We start from the raw sequence: 15,597 nt of genomic DNA on the forward strand, positions 1-15,597 counted from the left end.
TGTTCCCGTGTCGCCACCGGACAGGAGAAGGTTGCCGGGTCAACTCGCTTACAGACAGGACCAGTTGTCTCACGAGAGGAACATCACCCTTGACTACCACCCCCCTCCCCCTCACCCTCGCCAACCTGGCGCTGCGGCCCGCGTTCGGCTCCCGGCGCGACCCCGACCGGGTCTTCGACCGGATCCTGGCCGGGACCGGTCAGGCGCCCGGCGACGACGAGTTCACCGACGGCTTCCGCCTGCTGCTGCGCTGGTGGGCCGCGGCGGAGAACGTCACCCCGGTCGGCTGGCAGGCGGCCCAGGCGCATGTACGCCGGCACCTGGCCAACCGGGCCCGGATCCGGCGGCTGATCGCCGAGCGGCCGGAGATCGAACGGGAGCCGATCGAGCGGCCGGTGTTCGTGGTGGGCCTGCCGCGTACGGCGACCACGCTCACCCACGGGGTGCTGTCCCTGTCCGAGCGGCACCGATGTCCCCTGCTGTGGGAACTGCTCACGCCGGGCCTGCACGCGACGCCCTCGGAGCGGCGCGCGGCCCTTGCCGCGGGCCGCCGGATGGTGCGGGGCACCGACCTGTTCGCCCCGCGCTTCCGGGACATCCACCCCATGGCCGCCGAGGGCCCCGAGGAGTGCACCTTCGCCCTGCCGCACGCCCTGATGCCGCTGTCGCAGGCCCGCATACCGGAGTACCAGGCGTGGCACCAGGCACGGGACTTCGTCCCCGACTACCGCCATCTCAAGCAGGTCTACCAGGTCCTCCAGTACGGCCGTCCGCGCCGCCGCTGGATGCTGAAGTCGCCCATGCACCTGGAGCACCTGGACGCGCTGCGCACGGTCTTCCCGGACGCCACGATCGTGTGGACGCACCGCGACCCGGTCACCGTCGTCGCCTCGTTCTGCAGTCTGATCGAGCACGGCATGGCCGTCAGCGTCCGCCCGGTCGACCCGCACGGCATCGGCGCGACCTGGCTGGAGTTGCTGAGCCGGGCCATGAGCCGGGCGCTCGCCGCCCGCGCCGCGATCCCCGCGGAGCGCCTGGTGGACGTGCCGTACTCCTGGCTCGGCACCGATCCGGCCGCGGGCGCCCCGAAGCTCTACGACGCCGTCGGCGCCCGCTGGACCGACGCCGACGCGGCCCGGCTGCCGCGGGTGGCCGCGCGGCCCAGGGGGTCACGTCCGCACCGGTACGACCTCGCCCGCTACGGCCTGACCCGGGCGGATGTGGAAGCGGCGTTCGCGGAGTACGACGCGCTGCGGGCCGAGGTCGACCGCGCCTGACGGCACGGCCGGCCCCGGCCCGCTCACGGGGAGGTCAGCTGCTGCTGACGGTCAGGTTGTTGGTGACGAAGTCCAGGCCGCCGGAGGACGAGGTGATCTCGTAGCCGAACTGGACGTCGCCGATGGTCTCGTTGCCCATCCAGCCCTTGGTGTCCTTGATCCACTTCAGGATCGGCAGGATGTTGACCGTGCCGGAGTTCGAGTCCGAGGTGCGCAGGAACGAGAAGACCTCGTTGTGGCCGTTGCTGCCCTTGTAGACGTTCCAGGTGTGGCCGCCGAGGGTGACGCTGCCCTGGGAGGTGCCGAGCGGACCGACGGCGCCGTTGTAGTTGACCCAGAGCATGATCTCGTAGTCGTAGTCGGTGTCCCAGATGTCGTACGACGTGTTGTACGCGCCGGACGACGGGACGGTGACGTTGTAGCTGCTGGTGAGCGAGCCGATGGAGGTGATCGGCTTGTTGATCACCTTCTTGGAGTTGGGGTACGACTTGATGCCGCCGGTGTTGGGGTGGTTGGCCCAGACGCCCCAGTTGGTGCCGGAGTTGGCCCAGACGCACTGGCTGCCGGCGCCGGAGCCCCAGATGTTGTTGTAGAGCGTGTAGCCGTTCAGGCTGGTGTTGCCCCACTGGTCGCAGGAGCTCCAAACGGCGGCGTGGGCGGGGGCGGAGGCGAGGCCGACGGTGGCGCCGAGCGCCAGGGCGGGGGCCAGCAGGGCCTTGGTGATCCTGGAGAGTGCGCGTGTTGCCATGGGTGTCCCTTCCATGGGTGGGGGGAATTCCGTGAACTTCCGAGGATGTGCGGGGGTTACCACGTCCCCAGATCGAGGACGCGGTCCTCTCCGGCGACCAGGTCGAGCGGCTCGGCGCCGGAGGGGGTCCTGAGTTCCACGCGGGTGGTGCGGGAGGGCCGTACGACCGCGGTCGTCCTCGCGCGGCTCCAGGCGAGGTCGACCTCGGCGCCGAACCGGGTGCGCACGCCCCGCAGTTCGCCCTCCGGGAGCCGGTCCGGGAGGGCGGGGAGCAGGACGAGCCGGTCCGTGGTCGAGTGCACCAGCATCTCGATCAGTACGGCGGGCAGGGTGTGCGCGGCGTCCGCGTTGTAGACGTCGCGCTTCGGGTAGTGCGCGCTCATCAGGGAGGCGTGGAAGAAGTCGCCCGCCAGCACCTGGGCGAGCGCGTGCGCGACCCGGTCGCCGTCGCGGAGGCGGGCGGCGATCAGGGCGTGGTGCAGATGGCCGTGCGCGGAGTCGTTCTCGGCGCCGCGCAGTTCGAGCGCCCGGTGGGCGGCTCGGGCCAGGTCGGGGGTGTCGTAGGGGTTGATCTCGTCCAGCGGCCACACGCCGTAGAGGTGGCTGAGGTGGCGGTGGTCGTAGGAGTCCTCCAGGCCGGGCCAGGCCCATTCGGCGAGGGCGCCGTCCGCGTTGATCCGGTGCGGCGGGAGCCGGTCGGCGAGGGCACGCCAGCGGTCGGCGTGCTCGGGGTGGTAGGCGGCGGCGGTCAGCAGGGCGTGCCGGGCCGCGGAGAGATCCATGGCCGCGTTGAGCGTGCCCCAGCTCGCGTTCGCGGGGCGGTTCTCCGGCGAGTAGGAGGGGACGATCACCAGGGTGCCGTCGGTGTCGGTGCGGGTGAGGAAGTCCTCGTAGAACAGGGCGACTTCGGCGAGCGCGGCGGCGGTGCGCGGGTCGCGGGTGCCGTGGGTCTCGTCGTGGTCGACGAGCGGCTTGAGCAGCCAGTCGGCGCCGGCGGTCCACAGATGCAGGGGGTATTCGCGGCTGAAATGGTAGGAGTGCCCGGACTCGCCGTCGGTGTGGGCGGGCGCGACGACGCCGCGGGTGCCGAAGACGGCGCGGGCGTTGTCCCGCCAGTCGGCGAGCTGCCCGTGCACCAGGGCGGCGTGCGCCTCGGTCACCTCGGGCAGGGCGCCGGCCGCGGCGGAGGCGGTCTGGAGGTTGAGGTTGGCGTCGTTGGTGAACGCGCCGGACCAGGCGGTGTTCCAGTCGCCGGTCCACAGGCCCACGAGGCGGGGCGGGAGCATGCCGCCGGCGGACAGCAGGTGGTAGCGGCCGGCGGCGAACAGGCGCTCCAGGAGGGCCGGGCTCCGGTGGCGTCTCAGCAGTTCGGAGCCGGGCAGGGCGCGCTCGGCCGGGTCGGCGGCGAGGTCGAGGGTGACGCGGGTGTAGGCCGTGCGGTGAAGGGCGGTGTGCCGGGCGAGGAGGTCGTCGTACGACGTACCGGTGAGCAGTTCGCGCAGGGCGCGGCCCTCGGCGACCACGTCCAGTTCGCCGGTGTGGCGGCGCACCCGGGTGAGGAGCAGGACCGCCGTCGCGCCCTCGATCCGCGCGCCCGGCGGTGCCAGTCTCGTCGTACCGCCCTCGACGACGGCCAGGGTGACGCCGGTGTACGCGAGATCGCTGTCCGGGTAGCGGACGCGCAGGCTGAGCAGGGCGCCCTCGGCGGTGAGGACGGCTCCCTCCCCGACGCCGAGCCCGTGCGGGGCTCCGGGGAGGCGCGGGTCGAGGCAGAGGTCGAGGGTGAGGCCGGGGGCGGTGACCCGCTGGACGATCACGTCGTCGGCGCGGGAGACGAAGACGCTGCTGGTCCATTCACCGTGGACGGCGGTGACCTCGCCGGTGGTGAAGTCGACCGACCGCCGGTAGGGGCCGTCGGCGTCGCTCGTGCGGCGCAGGCGGGTCTGGAAGGCGGGGTGGAAGGGGCGCACCCATTGCAGCGGGCGGCCGTCGGTGAAGGTCTCGGCGGCGGTGAGGTCGCCCGCGAGCAGGCGGTCCTGGAGGGCGGGGAGGGCGGCGGCGAGCTGGGGCGGGCGGCGGTAGCGGTCGTCGCCGTTCGGGCGGACGAGGGCGTGATGGGTGACGATGACACGGTCGTCGTACGGGTCACCGAACACAAGGGCGCCATGGCGGCCGTTGCCGCTCAGGAAGGCGTCCTCCCAGCGTCCGGCGGGCCGGGGCTCCCAGGTGCCGTGCACGGGCGTCCCGCTCATGGCCGCAGCACCACCACGCCGTAGCGGTCGAGCCGCACCTCGTCCGTCACCGTCGTACCGGTGAGCAGATCGCGGTGACGGCCCGGCACGGGCACGGTGACCGGCTCGCGGCCGTGGTTGAGCACGAACAGCAGCTCACCGCGGCGCACCGCCTCGACCCTGTCCGGAAGCCCGTCGAGGACCGGGCGGACCCCGGCCTCCGCGGCCACGCGGGACAGCAGTCCGCGCAGGGCGTCCGGCTCGGGGAGCGTGGAGACGTACCAGGCGCGGCCCTTGCGCAGGAGCGCGGGCAGCCCGTCCAGCTCGCCGCCCTTGTAGCGGACGGCCTCGGTGACGTCGTCCGCGGCCTCGATCTCCTCCGACCACAGCGTTCCGCGGAAGCCGTCGCACTCGACGCTCTCCCCCGCGTCCAGCGGCCACCACTCGTGCAGCACCCGGATGCCGAACAGCTCGCGGAGGCGGGCGTCCATGCCACCCGGGCGCACCCGGTCGTCCTCGTCCGCGACGCCGGTCTGGAAGCCGGCGACGACGGTGCCGCCGCCCTCGACATAGGCGACGAGGTGGTCGATGGCCGCGTCTGTCATCAGATACAGCTGCGGGACGACGACCAGCTTGTACGCGGACAGATCGTGCTCGGGGTGGGCGAAGTCGACGGTGGTGTGCGCCTCCCACAGGGCGCGGTGCCAGGCGCGGACGACCTGCGGGTAGTCGGCCTCGGTGGAGAGCCGACCGTCCTGCTGGCTCGCCCACCAGGCGTTCCAGTCGAGGAGTACGGCGACCTCGGCGGCCTGGACCCGAGAGTCCGTCACCTTCTCGCTCAGCAGGGCGAGTTCAGCGCCGATCCGCTTGACCTCCTGGAAGGTGCGGCCCTGCTCCCCCGCGTGGCTGACCATCCCGGAGTGGAACTTCTCCGAGCCCTGCCGGGACTGCCGCCACTGGAAGTAGCAGACGGCGTCGGCGCCGCGGGCCACGGCCTGGAGGGACCAGAGGCGGTTGAGGCCGGCCGGCTTGGGGTGGTTGACCCCGCGCCAGTTGACCGGTCCGGCCGCCTGCTCCATGACCATCCAGGGACCGCCGCGGGCCTGCGAGCGGGTCATGTCGTGCACGAGCGCCCCGAACTGCCCGCCGAACGGATCCCGCGGATCCGGATAGACGTCGATCGAGACGACGTCCTCCCGCTCGCCCCAGGCCCAGGCGTCCAGCCCCTGCCACACGGCCATGAAGTTGGTGGTCACCGGGATGTGCGGGGTGTGCCGGGCGACGATGTCGCGCTCGGCGAGGTAGCACTCGAGGAGCATGTCGGAGGTGAACCGTTTGAAGTCCAGTACCTGCGTGGGGTTCTTCATGTAGTGCGCCCGGCGCGGCGGCAGGACCTCGCGCCAGTCGCCGTACCCCTGACTCCAAAACGCCGTTCCCCAGGCCTTGTTGAGGGCGTCGAGGGTGCCGTACCTGTCCTGGAGCCAGCGACGGAAGGCGGCCTCGGCCTCGTCGCCCCAGTCGTAGGTGCAGTACTCGTTGTTGATGTGCCACATCCTGAGGGCCGGGTGGCTGCCGTAGCGGGCGGCGAGGTCCTCGGTGATGGCGGCGGCGTACCGGCGGTAGGTCGCGCTGGAGTGGGAGAAGTGCTGGCGGGATCCCCACCACTCGGTCCGGCCGTCCTCGTCGCGCGGGAGCGTCTCGGGGTGCAGTCGGCCCATCCAGGGCGGGGGTGAGGAGGTGGGCGTGGCGAGGACGACCCCGATGCCGTTGTCGTGCATCAGGTCCATCAGCCGGTCCAGCCAGCCGAAGTTGCGTTCGCCCGGGCTGGGTTCGAGCTTCGCCCAGGAGAAAACACCGAGGGTCACCGAGTTGACCCCAGCCTCCTTCATCAGTCTGACGTCCTCGTGCCAGGTCTGTTCGGGCCACTGCTCGGGGTTGTAGTCGCCGCCGAAGAGAACGCGGCCTCGGGTGGCGTCGCTCATGCTCGGCATCAGGCCGGCTCCCCGTACTGCACACCCCGCCCGTTGGTGCCGAGGTAGACGCGGCCGTAGACACGCGGGTCGCCGGTGATCGTCTCGCCGGTCCAGCCCCACTGGTGCTGGTCGTCGTTGATCCGCACCCAGGTCTTGGCCTCGTCGTCGGAGCGATAAACGGCGGTGATGGTCCCGGTGGAGCCGACCATGTAGATCGCGGGGTAGCCGGCGCCGTCGGCGGCCTTGCCGAAGCCGAGCGTGTGGGACGCCGAGCAGCTGGTGACCTTCGTGAAGCCCGCCCCGCCGTCGGTGGACCGGTACAGCCCGTTCCCCTTCACGCTCAGCCACAGGTCACCGGAGCGCCCGGGCGCCGCGACGAGCTCGAACTGACTGTCTCCGGAGGGCAGCCCGGTCGCCCGCGCGGTGAACGTCGCGCCGTTGTCCGGGCTGGCGTAGAGCGTGCCCGTGTCGGTGTCGTAGGTGTAGAAGCACGTCGGGTCGGCCGGGTCGGCGACCGGCGTGGCGCCCTTCGGGAAGGAGGTCACCTCGGACCAGGTGGCGCCGTTGTCCACCGAGCGGTGAGCCGCGTACTTCGTGCCGTCCCAGTGCACGAAGGACCACAGCAGGACGCTGCCGTCGGTGTTGGTGGCGATCGGTCCCGGTGCGGTCTTGGCGATGTCGGGCTGGGCCTTGAAGGGCGCCCAGGTCTGCCCGCCGTCGTTGGAGTAGGCGCCGTTGCCGTGGTCGCCCCAGCCCGCGCGGACCACGTACGACGGCTTGGCCGCGGCCTGCGCGAGTCCCGTCGCCGACCCGAACACGGGGTTCGCCGCCATGCCGCGCGACGGAGACGCAGTGAGCCGCTCGTGGTACATCACGCCGATGTCCCCGAGACCGCTGATCAGGTGCGCCTCTCCGACCGGGGGCGAGATCAGATGGCGCACGGCCGTCTCCTCCAGCCCGCGGATCTGCGGGGCCCAGTTCTTCAGGTCCCGCGTGCCGTAGAGGGTCGCGCCCGTGCCATAGACGACGTGCCGGGAGTCGAACGGGTCGAGCGCGAGGGCCTGGATCCACCAGCCGAACTTGGGCTTGTCCCCGCCCCACTTGAGGTACGGGGTCTCGGAGACGTCGAAGACGGCCGTGTCCTTCAGGGACGTCCAGGTGCGGCCGCCGTCGGTGGAGCGGAAGACGGTGTCGATCGCGGCCCAGCGGTTGTTGGTGGAGACGACGACCGTGCCGGGACGGCGGGCGTCGACGGCCACGCCGCCGTATCCGAAGGTGTCGGCGGAGCCGTCGGGCGCGGTGCCGCCCGGCTTCACGGGGGTGACCTCGGTCCACTTGCCGTTCGCGGTGCAGAGCTTGTGCACACTGCCGTGCGACTGGCCGTTGGGCCCGGGTGCGTCGGCGTACGTCACGTACAGCTCGCGGGTGTACCGGTCGTACGCGGCGCGGATCGGCACCTTGGCGGCGGTGCCGGTGGGCTGACCTTGGACGGCTTCCCAGGTGGTGCCGTCGGCCGCCGTGCGGTAGAGGTTCGGGGAGGTGCCGTCGCCGTCACCCCACCCGGCGTAGACCGTGCGGCCGGCGGCGACGAGGAGAGTAATGCCCTGCCCGGTGACGCTGGGAGTCGCCGGGAAGCTCACGGCCTGCCAGGAGGCCCCCCGGTCCGTGGACTTGAACAGCCCGTCGTGCCGGGTGCCCAGCCACAGGGTGTCGCTGTCGCGCGGGTCGACGAGCAGCCGCTCGCCGCAGCCGCGCCCGTCCTCGTTGGCGCCGAGCTTCACGGTGAGGTCGGTGCGCTTCCAGGTGGCACCGCGGTCCTCGGACCGCAGCACGGCACCGTTGCCCGCCCAGGACTGGGTGTAGGTGCCGAGGGCGAGGTAGAGCCGGTTCGGGTGGGCGGGGTCGACGGCCATCGCCTCGACGCCGAGGAGGTTCCAGTCGTCCCAGCCGAGGTGGTCGGTCAGCGGGGTCCAGCGGCCGAGGCGGTCCTCCCAGCGGTAGGCGCCGCCGATGTCGGTACGGGCGTAGGCGAGGCCACGTACGGAGGGGTGGAAGAGCACGCCGCTGATGAATCCGGTGCCGCCGATGACGACGTTGCGCCAGCGGTACGCCTGGGCGGCAGCCGTGGGCTCCGCGGCTGCCGCGCGCCCCGCGAGGGACGGAAGGGCGGTGGCCGCGGCGGCGGCCGCGGTTCCGGCGAGAACCACTCGTCTACTCAGATGAGACGCGTGCATGACATACCTCATTTCAGTGCGGCTCAGGGGAGGGCGAGGTTGGGGGCCGCCGCGGCGGGCCGCTGTGCAGAGCAGACCGGCCACGGCGGCGTCGGCGGGCGGCGCGGGCTCAGCCCTTGATGGCGCCGGTGAGCATGCCCTTCTTGAAGTGCTTCTGGACGAAGGGCGAAAGCACGGCCACCGGCAGCAGAGCCATCACCATGACCGCCATCTGCACGGCCAGCCCCGACAGTTGCCCGGTCTTGATGGCCTGCCCCAGGCCAACCGGGGCCTCCTGCTTCTGCACCAGCTGGATCATGACGTTCTGCAACGGCATCATGTCCTGGTCGTTCAGGTACAGCGACGCGTTGAACCAGGCGCTCCAGTACCCGACGGCGTAGAACAGCGTGATCACCGCGAGCACCGCACGCGAGAGCGGCATGACGATCTGCAAGAGAATCCGGAAATCACCCGCACCGTCGATCCGCGCGCTGTCGATGAGCTCCTGCGAGATCCCCATGAAGAACCCGCGCAGCACAAGGATGTTGAACACGCTCACCGCACTCGGCAGGATCAGCGCGAGATACGTGTCCGTCAGCCCGAGCGTCTGCACCAGCAGATACGTCGGAATGAGACCGGCGCTGAAGAACATGGTCGCCAGCAGCGTCATCAGGATCCAGCGGTGGCCGAGCGAGCCGGTGCGGGAGAGGCCGTAGGCGCACAGGACGGACACCGTCATCGAGAACAGCGTGCCGACCAGGGTGACGAGGATGCTGATGATCGTCGCGCGGGTGACCTGGCCGCCGCTGAGCAGTTCCTGGTAGGCGATGAAGGTGATGTCCTTGGGCACCATCACCAGCCCGCCGGCCTCGTCGATGGTCTTGCGCGAGGAGAGGCTGGTGACGACGACGATCCACAGCGGGAAGAGGATCGAGAGGCAGGCGATCCCCAGGACGAGGCCCTTGCTCGCCAGTCCTGCCTTGGTGGGGGTCTCCTCCCACACCGGCCGGGGCGGGGCCTGCCACCGGCGGGGCTTGCTCACGGGCTTGTCGATGACGGCGGTCACTTCTTGTACACCCCCTGCTCGCCCATGAGATGGGCCACCTTGTTCGCGGCGAGGACCAGGCCGATGCTGACGACGCCCTTGACGAGACCGGCGGCGGCCGCGTAGCCGAAGTCCTGGTTGCGCACGCCGTTCCACCACACGAAGGTGTCGAGGACCTCGGCCGCACCGGGCCCGACGGAGTCGCGTTGCAACAGGATCTGTTCGAAGCCGACGGTGAGGGCGTCGCCGACGCGCAGCACCAGCAGCAGGGCGATCACCGGCCGCAGCGCGGGCAGGGTGACGTGCCACATACGGCGCCAGCGCCCGGCGCCGTCCATCGCGGCGGCCTCGTACAGGTCGGGGCTGACCGAGGCCAGAGCGGCGAGGAAGACGATGATCCCCCACCCGGCGTCCTTCCACACGGTCTGAGCGGTGACCAGGAAGGCGAAGGTGTCCGGGTTGGTCATGATGTCGAGGCCGTTGTAGCCGTTCTCACGCAACAGCTGGGAGAGCATTCCCGCGCCGCCGAACATCTGCTGGAACACGGCGATGACCAGCACCCAGGAGAAGAAGTGCGGCAGGTACAGAACCGCCTGCGCGACCGCCCGTACCCTGGGCCTGACCACGCTGTTGATGAGCAGAGCGAGCAGGATCGGGACCGGGAAGAACAGCAGGAGCTGGAGGAAGAACAGCACCAGTGTGTTCCGGACGGCGGCCCAGAAGGCCGAGTCCTCGAAGATCCGCTGGAAGTTCTCCAGCCCCACCCAGGGGCTGTTCAGAATGGACACGACCCCGTTCTCGCTGATGTAGGGGTCGTACTCCTGGAAGGCGACGACGTTGCCGAGGATCGGCACGTAGTTGAAGAGCAGGACCAGCACAAGCGCCGGCAGGGTCATCAGGAGCAGCAGGCGGTCACGCCGGAACCTGGTTCTGAAGCTCAGCTTCCCCGTGGAGGATCTGTCGGCGGAACCGGTGGCGCCGCTGGACGCCACCGGGGTCTTCGCCGTCGTGTCGGCCTCGGCCCTGCTCCGAGGCACCGTGCTGTGGGACACAGCCGTTCTCCTTGCCTCAGAGCCTGGTCAGCCGGCCGCCGAGCCGTTCTCGTCGAGGATCTTCTGGTACCAGTCGCGCAGCTTGTCCCCGCCCTTGCTCTTCCAGTCGGAGACGAACTGCTGCATGTCGCTGATCTTCTTGCGGCCGCGGACGATGTCGTCCTCGAGCTGCTCGGCGTCGTTCTGGAGGTTGGTGTACCGGGCGGGCTCGGTGATCTGCATGCCCCAGAAAGAGGACTTCTTGGCGAATGCGCCCATCCGCTGCTGCCACTCGACCTGGCCCTTGGCGACCTCGGGGAAGTCGGGGTGCGCGAGGGTCGCGGCGGGGCTCGCGACCATGACGTAGGCGTTCATCACCTCGATGTTGCCCTGGTCCGTCTTGGTGGGCACGCCGTCCTTGACGGTGTAGTGGGTGCCTTCGACACCGTAGTTGGTCATCATGTACTCCTTGGTGCCGTACGGCGCCGCGGTGACGTTGGCGACGGCCAGCACGTCGCGGATGACCGACTCGGAGGCCTTCTTGTTGACGAAGGCGAAGATGCCGGCGGGCTGTTCGGCCCACAGGGTGGGGTTGCCGCCGTCGTGGCCCCAGACGTCCATGCCCCAGATCTTGAAGTCCGGGTTCTGGGTGGCCTGTTCGGCGGTGCGACCCCACCACTGGGAGATGTTGTTGGGGTAGATCAGGAACTCGCCCGCCGCGAACTTGGGGCCCGGGTCAGGGGCGTTCTTGCCCATCCCGGAGTCGGGGTGGACGACCCCGGCGGCGAAGAGCTTGCGGGACCACTCCAGCGCCTCGAGGAACTCCTCGGTCTCGATGCGGTTGACGAGCTTGCCGTCGACCAGGTTCCAGCCGAGCGGCTTCTCGGCGCCCGAGAGCACTCCGAAGGCCTGGAAGGCGGTCCACTTCATGTCCAGGCACGCCCACCGCTTGGCCTTGGCGTTGGTGATCTCCTTGGCCAGGGCCATGAACTCGTCGCAGGACTTGGGGACCTCGTAGCCCTCCTTGTCGAAGATGTCCTGCCGGTACAGGGGCACCATGCTGGGGGCGGACGGCGCCGGCATCGGCAGGCCGCGCAGCTTGCCGCCGAAGATGGAGCGCTGCCAGGCCTCCGTCGGGATCGCGGCGAGGTTCGGGTACTCCTTGACCGCGTCCCCGGAGAGGTAGGGCCCGAGGTCGGCGAACTTGCTGATGATGGCGCTGGGTATCTTGCCGCCCATGTTCCAGCCGGGGACGACCACCACGTCCGGGACGTCGCTGGAGGCGAGGACGGCGCCGAGCTTCTGGTCGTAGGTGTTGCCGTCCTGGTTCTGCCAGACGACGTCGACGCCGATCAGGTCGTTCATCGCCTTGTAGTAGGCGTTGTTCTGCTTCGGCGGCGAGCCCCAGAACGGCGACATGATGGTGACCTTGCCACCCTTGCCGAGCTTCTTGGGAACCGACGTCTTCAGGCCGGCCAGGTCCAGCTTGCTGGTGAAGCCGGCCGCGGAGCCGTTCTTCGACGGGATGTCCGGCGTCACCACGCCGCTCGCCACAAAGGCCGGGAGGATCTTCTTCGCGTCCTTGCCCGACGTGGTTCCCTCGCGCGAACCGCTCTCCGAACCGCCACAGGCGGAGAGCAGCGGCATCCCCCCGGCCACCGCTGCGGTGGCGACCGCCGTGGAGGCGAGGAAGCTTCTCCGGCTCGGTCCGGAGGAGGCGGAAGCGGCGTTCGGCGTCATTGCGTCAACCCTTCGTGGCGCACCAGGACACCCGGCGGTGGGGCCGTCGGCTGCGGTGTCTTGAGTGGAACTGGCTGAGCAGAAGCGTTCCTTCGACTTCTGAAGCGGATGCTCGTCGAAGCGCTTCGATGTTGCTGCGAGGTTAAGTGAACCCCCGGGGGTGCACAAGGGTCGTCTCCAAGATTCCTCGGCGGTGTGGGAGCGGCCGCAGTCCTTCGACGGGACTCTTACATCCCTTGATTTGTCGCTGGGGTGACGGAGTTGTTGCCCCGCGATGTCTTGACACCCGGCCGTGGGGCGAATGAGCATCGAAGCGCTTCGAAAGCGCCTCGTCGCTCCATCCCGAGGGGAACCCCACGTGACCGCACAAACGCCGCCTACGCCGCCTTTCCGCGATCGGCACCTGTCGTTCGCGAAGCGCATCGACGACCTGCTGGCGCGGCTCACCCTCGACGAGAAGATCTCCTTCCTGCATCAGTTCACGCCCGCCGTGGAGCGCCTCGGCATCGCCGCCTTCCGCACCGGCCAGGAGGCCCTGCACGGCGTGGCCTGGATGGGCCCGGCGACCGTCTTCCCGCAGGCGGTGGGCCTCGGCGCGACGTGGAACCCGGAGCTGGTGCGCCGGGTCGGCGAGGCGGTGTCGCGGGAGATCCGCGCGATGCGGGCCCGCGACGAGCGCGTCGGCCTCAACGTGTGGGCGCCGACGGTGAACCTGCTGCGCCATCCGCTGTGGGGCCGTAACGAGGAGGGCTACTCCGAGGACCCCCGCCTGACCTCGGCGATCGCCACCGCCTACACCCGCGGCCTGCGCGGCGACCACCCGACGTACTGGCGCACGGCCCCGGTCCTCAAGCACTGGCTCGCGCACAACAACGAGACCGACCGGGACACCTCCTCGTCCTCGGTGCGCCCGCGCGTGCTGCACGAGTACGACCTGCGGGCCTTCCGCGACACCGTCGAGGCGGGCGCGGTCGCCGGGGTGATGCCGGCGTACAACCTGGTCAACGGCCGCCCCAATCACGTCTCCCCGTATCTGCGCGAGCAGCTGCGCGCCTGGACGGACGAGGACCTGCTGGTCTGCTCGGACGCGGGCGCGCCGTCCAACCTGGTCGACTCCGAGCACTACTTCGACACCCACGAGGAGGCGACCGCGGCGGCCCTGCTGGCCGGCGTGGACAGCTTCACCGACCACGGCACCGACAGCTCGAAGATCGTCGCGCGGGTCCGCGGGGCCCTGGAGCGGGGCCTGCTGACCGAGGCGGACATCGACACGGCGGTCCGCCGTCAGCTCTCCGTCCGCTTCCGTCTCGGCGAGTTCGACGACCACCGGGATGCGGGCGCCTTCGACACCACCGAGCACCGGACACTCGCCCGGGAGGCGGCGGAACAGTCGATCGTCCTGCTCAAGAACGACGGCCTGCTCCCCCTCGCCCCCGGCACCCGGATCGCCGTCGTCGGCCTGCTCGCCGACGAGTGCAAGCTCGACTGGTACAGCGGCACGCTGATCCACCGCTCCACCCCGCTGGAGGGCCTGTACGAGCGGTTCGGCGCCGAGCGGGTGACCTTCGCGGAGGGCGTGGACCGGGTCCGCCTCAGGACGGCCGAGGGAACGTATCTCCACGTGCCGCCGGCCGAGGAAGCCGCCGACCGGGCACGCGGCGCCGAGGGCGCGCTCGACCCGGCGCTGCTCGCGGGCCGCACCGACCTGCCGCCGCTCACCACCGACGCCGCCGGCACCGAACTGGCCCTGGTCGACTGGGGCGAGGACGTGCTGACCTTCCGCGCACCCGACGGCCGCTATCTCTCCGTCGCCGAGGACGGCTACGTCCGCGCCTCCGCGGACCAGCCCGGCGGTTGGGTGGTCCAGGAGACGTTCCGCCTCGAACCCCACCAGAACGGCCACCTCCTACGGCACTTGGGTACGGGGCACCACGTCTGTGTCGCCGCGGACGGCGTGAAGGTTGCCGCGTCCGGGTCGGAAACCCCGGCGGTCTTCGCGCTGGAGGTCGCGGAGCGCGGCGAGGACGCGGTGACGCGGGTCGCGGCCGGGGCGGACGTGGTCGTGGTGGTCGCGGGCAACGACCCGCACCTCAACGGCCGCGAGACCGAGGACCGTACGACCCTGAAGCTCCCGGCACACCAGCAGCGCCTGCTGCGCGCCGCCCGCACCGCCAACCCGAACACGGTGCTGGCGCTGGTGTCGGCATACCCCTACGCGGTCACCCCCACCACGCTCCCGGCGATGCTGTGGACCGCACACGGCGGCCAGGCCGCGGGCACCGCCCTGGCCCGGGTCCTCGCCGGCGACGTCTCCCCCGCGGGCCGCCTCCCGCAGACCTGGTACGCGGACGACGCCGACCTCCCCGACCTGCTCGATTACGACGTCATCGGCAGCCGCCAGACGTATCTCTATTTCGAGGGCACGCCCCTGTTCCCCTTCGGCCACGGCCTGTCGTACGCCCGGTTCGCGTACGGCGACCTGGCGGCCCGGGTCGAGGACGGTGCGGTGCGCGTCTCCTTCTCGGTCACCAACACCAGCTCGGTGGCGGCGGACGAGGTCGCGCAGCTGTACACCCGGGCGGCGGACCCGTCGGTGGTCCGGCCCCGCCGTCAGCTGCTGGACCACACCCGGATCACACTGGCGCCGGGCGAGACGAAGGACCTGTCCTTCGACGTCCCGCTGTCCGCCTTCGCGTTCTGGGACGTGTCCCGGGGCGGATGGCGCCTTGAGTCGGGCCCGTACGACCTGCTGGTCGGCGCGTCCTCGGAGGACATCCGTCTGCGGACGACGGTGACACTGGAAGGCGACCCCGCGGCACCGCGCGCGGTGGTGTCCCGCGGCCTGGACGCGGCGGACTTCGACGAGCAGAGCGGCACGCGGATCGTGGACCGGACGAAGGTGTCGGGCGACGCGGTGACACCGGCGGCCGACCTCGCCGAACTGCTCTACCGCAACTGCGACTTCGGCCCGGGTGTCACGGAGGTGACCGTCGAGGTGGCGGGCGAGGGCGGCTCGGTCGAGCTGTCCCTGGACGGCGGCCCGGTGCTGGCCACACTGACGCCGGCCACCCCGACGTCCGGCCCGTACGACTACACGAGGGTGACCGCCGAGCTGGTCGCCGAGGGCGTCCACGACGTCCACCTCAGACTGCGCGGCCCACTGCGGCTCGCGCACGTCGGCTTCTCCGGTTGAGGGTCCGGACCAGGCCGACACAGGGAAGGGGCCCGGCACCGGAAGGCATCGGTGCCGGGCCCCTTCGGGACGGCGAACTCGCGTCACCGACGACTCTACCTGAAAATGGTTCCCATTAGCCAGCGGCGGACGGGACGGAGATGACA

The 15,597-nt window shown here is 70.7% G+C and carries 9 protein-coding genes; 2 read left to right on the forward strand and 7 right to left on the reverse strand.

The window, feature by feature from the left end:
- Positions 1 to 89: 89 nt before the first annotated feature.
- On the forward strand, positions 90 to 1,277 hold the full coding sequence (locus ACZ42A_RS21430) for a sulfotransferase family protein (RefSeq protein WP_468528837.1): 1,188 nt from the start codon (positions 90 to 92) through the stop codon (positions 1,275 to 1,277).
- A 34-nt stretch (positions 1,278 to 1,311) separates the two neighbouring features.
- Here the strand turns inward: ACZ42A_RS21430 and ACZ42A_RS21435 are convergent, their stop codons facing one another.
- The 7 genes from ACZ42A_RS21435 to ACZ42A_RS21465 all read right to left on the reverse strand — a co-directional run bounded on the left by ACZ42A_RS21435 (position 1,312) and on the right by ACZ42A_RS21465 (position 12,258).
- On the reverse strand, positions 1,312 to 2,025 hold the full coding sequence (locus ACZ42A_RS21435; protein ID WP_468528838.1) for a glycoside hydrolase family 12 protein: 714 nt from the start codon (positions 2,023 to 2,025) through the stop codon (positions 1,312 to 1,314).
- 56 nt (positions 2,026 to 2,081) lie between these two features.
- The gene (locus ACZ42A_RS21440) at positions 2,082 to 4,277 is read right to left on the reverse strand and encodes a glycosyl hydrolase family 95 catalytic domain-containing protein (protein ID WP_468528839.1); all 2,196 of its coding nucleotides are present in this window, start codon (positions 4,275 to 4,277) and stop codon (positions 2,082 to 2,084) included.
- The gene (locus ACZ42A_RS21445) at positions 4,274 to 6,247 is read right to left on the reverse strand and encodes a beta-galactosidase (RefSeq protein WP_468528840.1); all 1,974 of its coding nucleotides are present in this window, start codon (positions 6,245 to 6,247) and stop codon (positions 4,274 to 4,276) included. The genes ACZ42A_RS21440 and ACZ42A_RS21445 overlap by 4 nt, the downstream gene beginning before the upstream one ends.
- A complete protein-coding gene (locus ACZ42A_RS21450; RefSeq protein ID WP_468528841.1) occupies positions 6,247 to 8,463 on the reverse strand; it encodes a 1,4-beta-glucanase in 2,217 nt (738 codons plus the stop codon). The genes ACZ42A_RS21445 and ACZ42A_RS21450 overlap by 1 nt, the downstream gene beginning before the upstream one ends.
- 109 nt (positions 8,464 to 8,572) lie before the next feature.
- Complete coding sequence (locus ACZ42A_RS21455) at positions 8,573 to 9,508, reverse strand: carbohydrate ABC transporter permease (protein ID WP_468528842.1); 936 nt, start codon at positions 9,506 to 9,508, stop codon at positions 8,573 to 8,575.
- Positions 9,505 to 10,539 (reverse strand): ABC transporter permease, encoded by a 1,035-nt coding sequence (locus ACZ42A_RS21460; protein WP_468528843.1) that lies wholly within the window; start codon positions 10,537 to 10,539, stop codon positions 9,505 to 9,507. The genes ACZ42A_RS21455 and ACZ42A_RS21460 overlap by 4 nt, the downstream gene beginning before the upstream one ends.
- Before the next feature lie 27 nt (positions 10,540 to 10,566).
- Positions 10,567 to 12,258, reverse strand: a complete 1,692-nt coding sequence (locus ACZ42A_RS21465) for an extracellular solute-binding protein (RefSeq protein ID WP_468528844.1) — start codon at positions 12,256 to 12,258, stop codon at positions 10,567 to 10,569.
- Between the two features lie 358 nt (positions 12,259 to 12,616).
- Between ACZ42A_RS21465 and ACZ42A_RS21470 the strand changes: the two genes are divergently transcribed.
- Complete coding sequence (locus tag ACZ42A_RS21470; protein ID WP_468528845.1) at positions 12,617 to 15,451, forward strand: glycoside hydrolase family 3 C-terminal domain-containing protein; 2,835 nt, start codon at positions 12,617 to 12,619, stop codon at positions 15,449 to 15,451.
- Positions 15,452 to 15,597 lie beyond the last annotated feature (146 nt).

It is taken from the genome of Streptomyces sp. NPDC030838, from assembly GCF_055572035.1.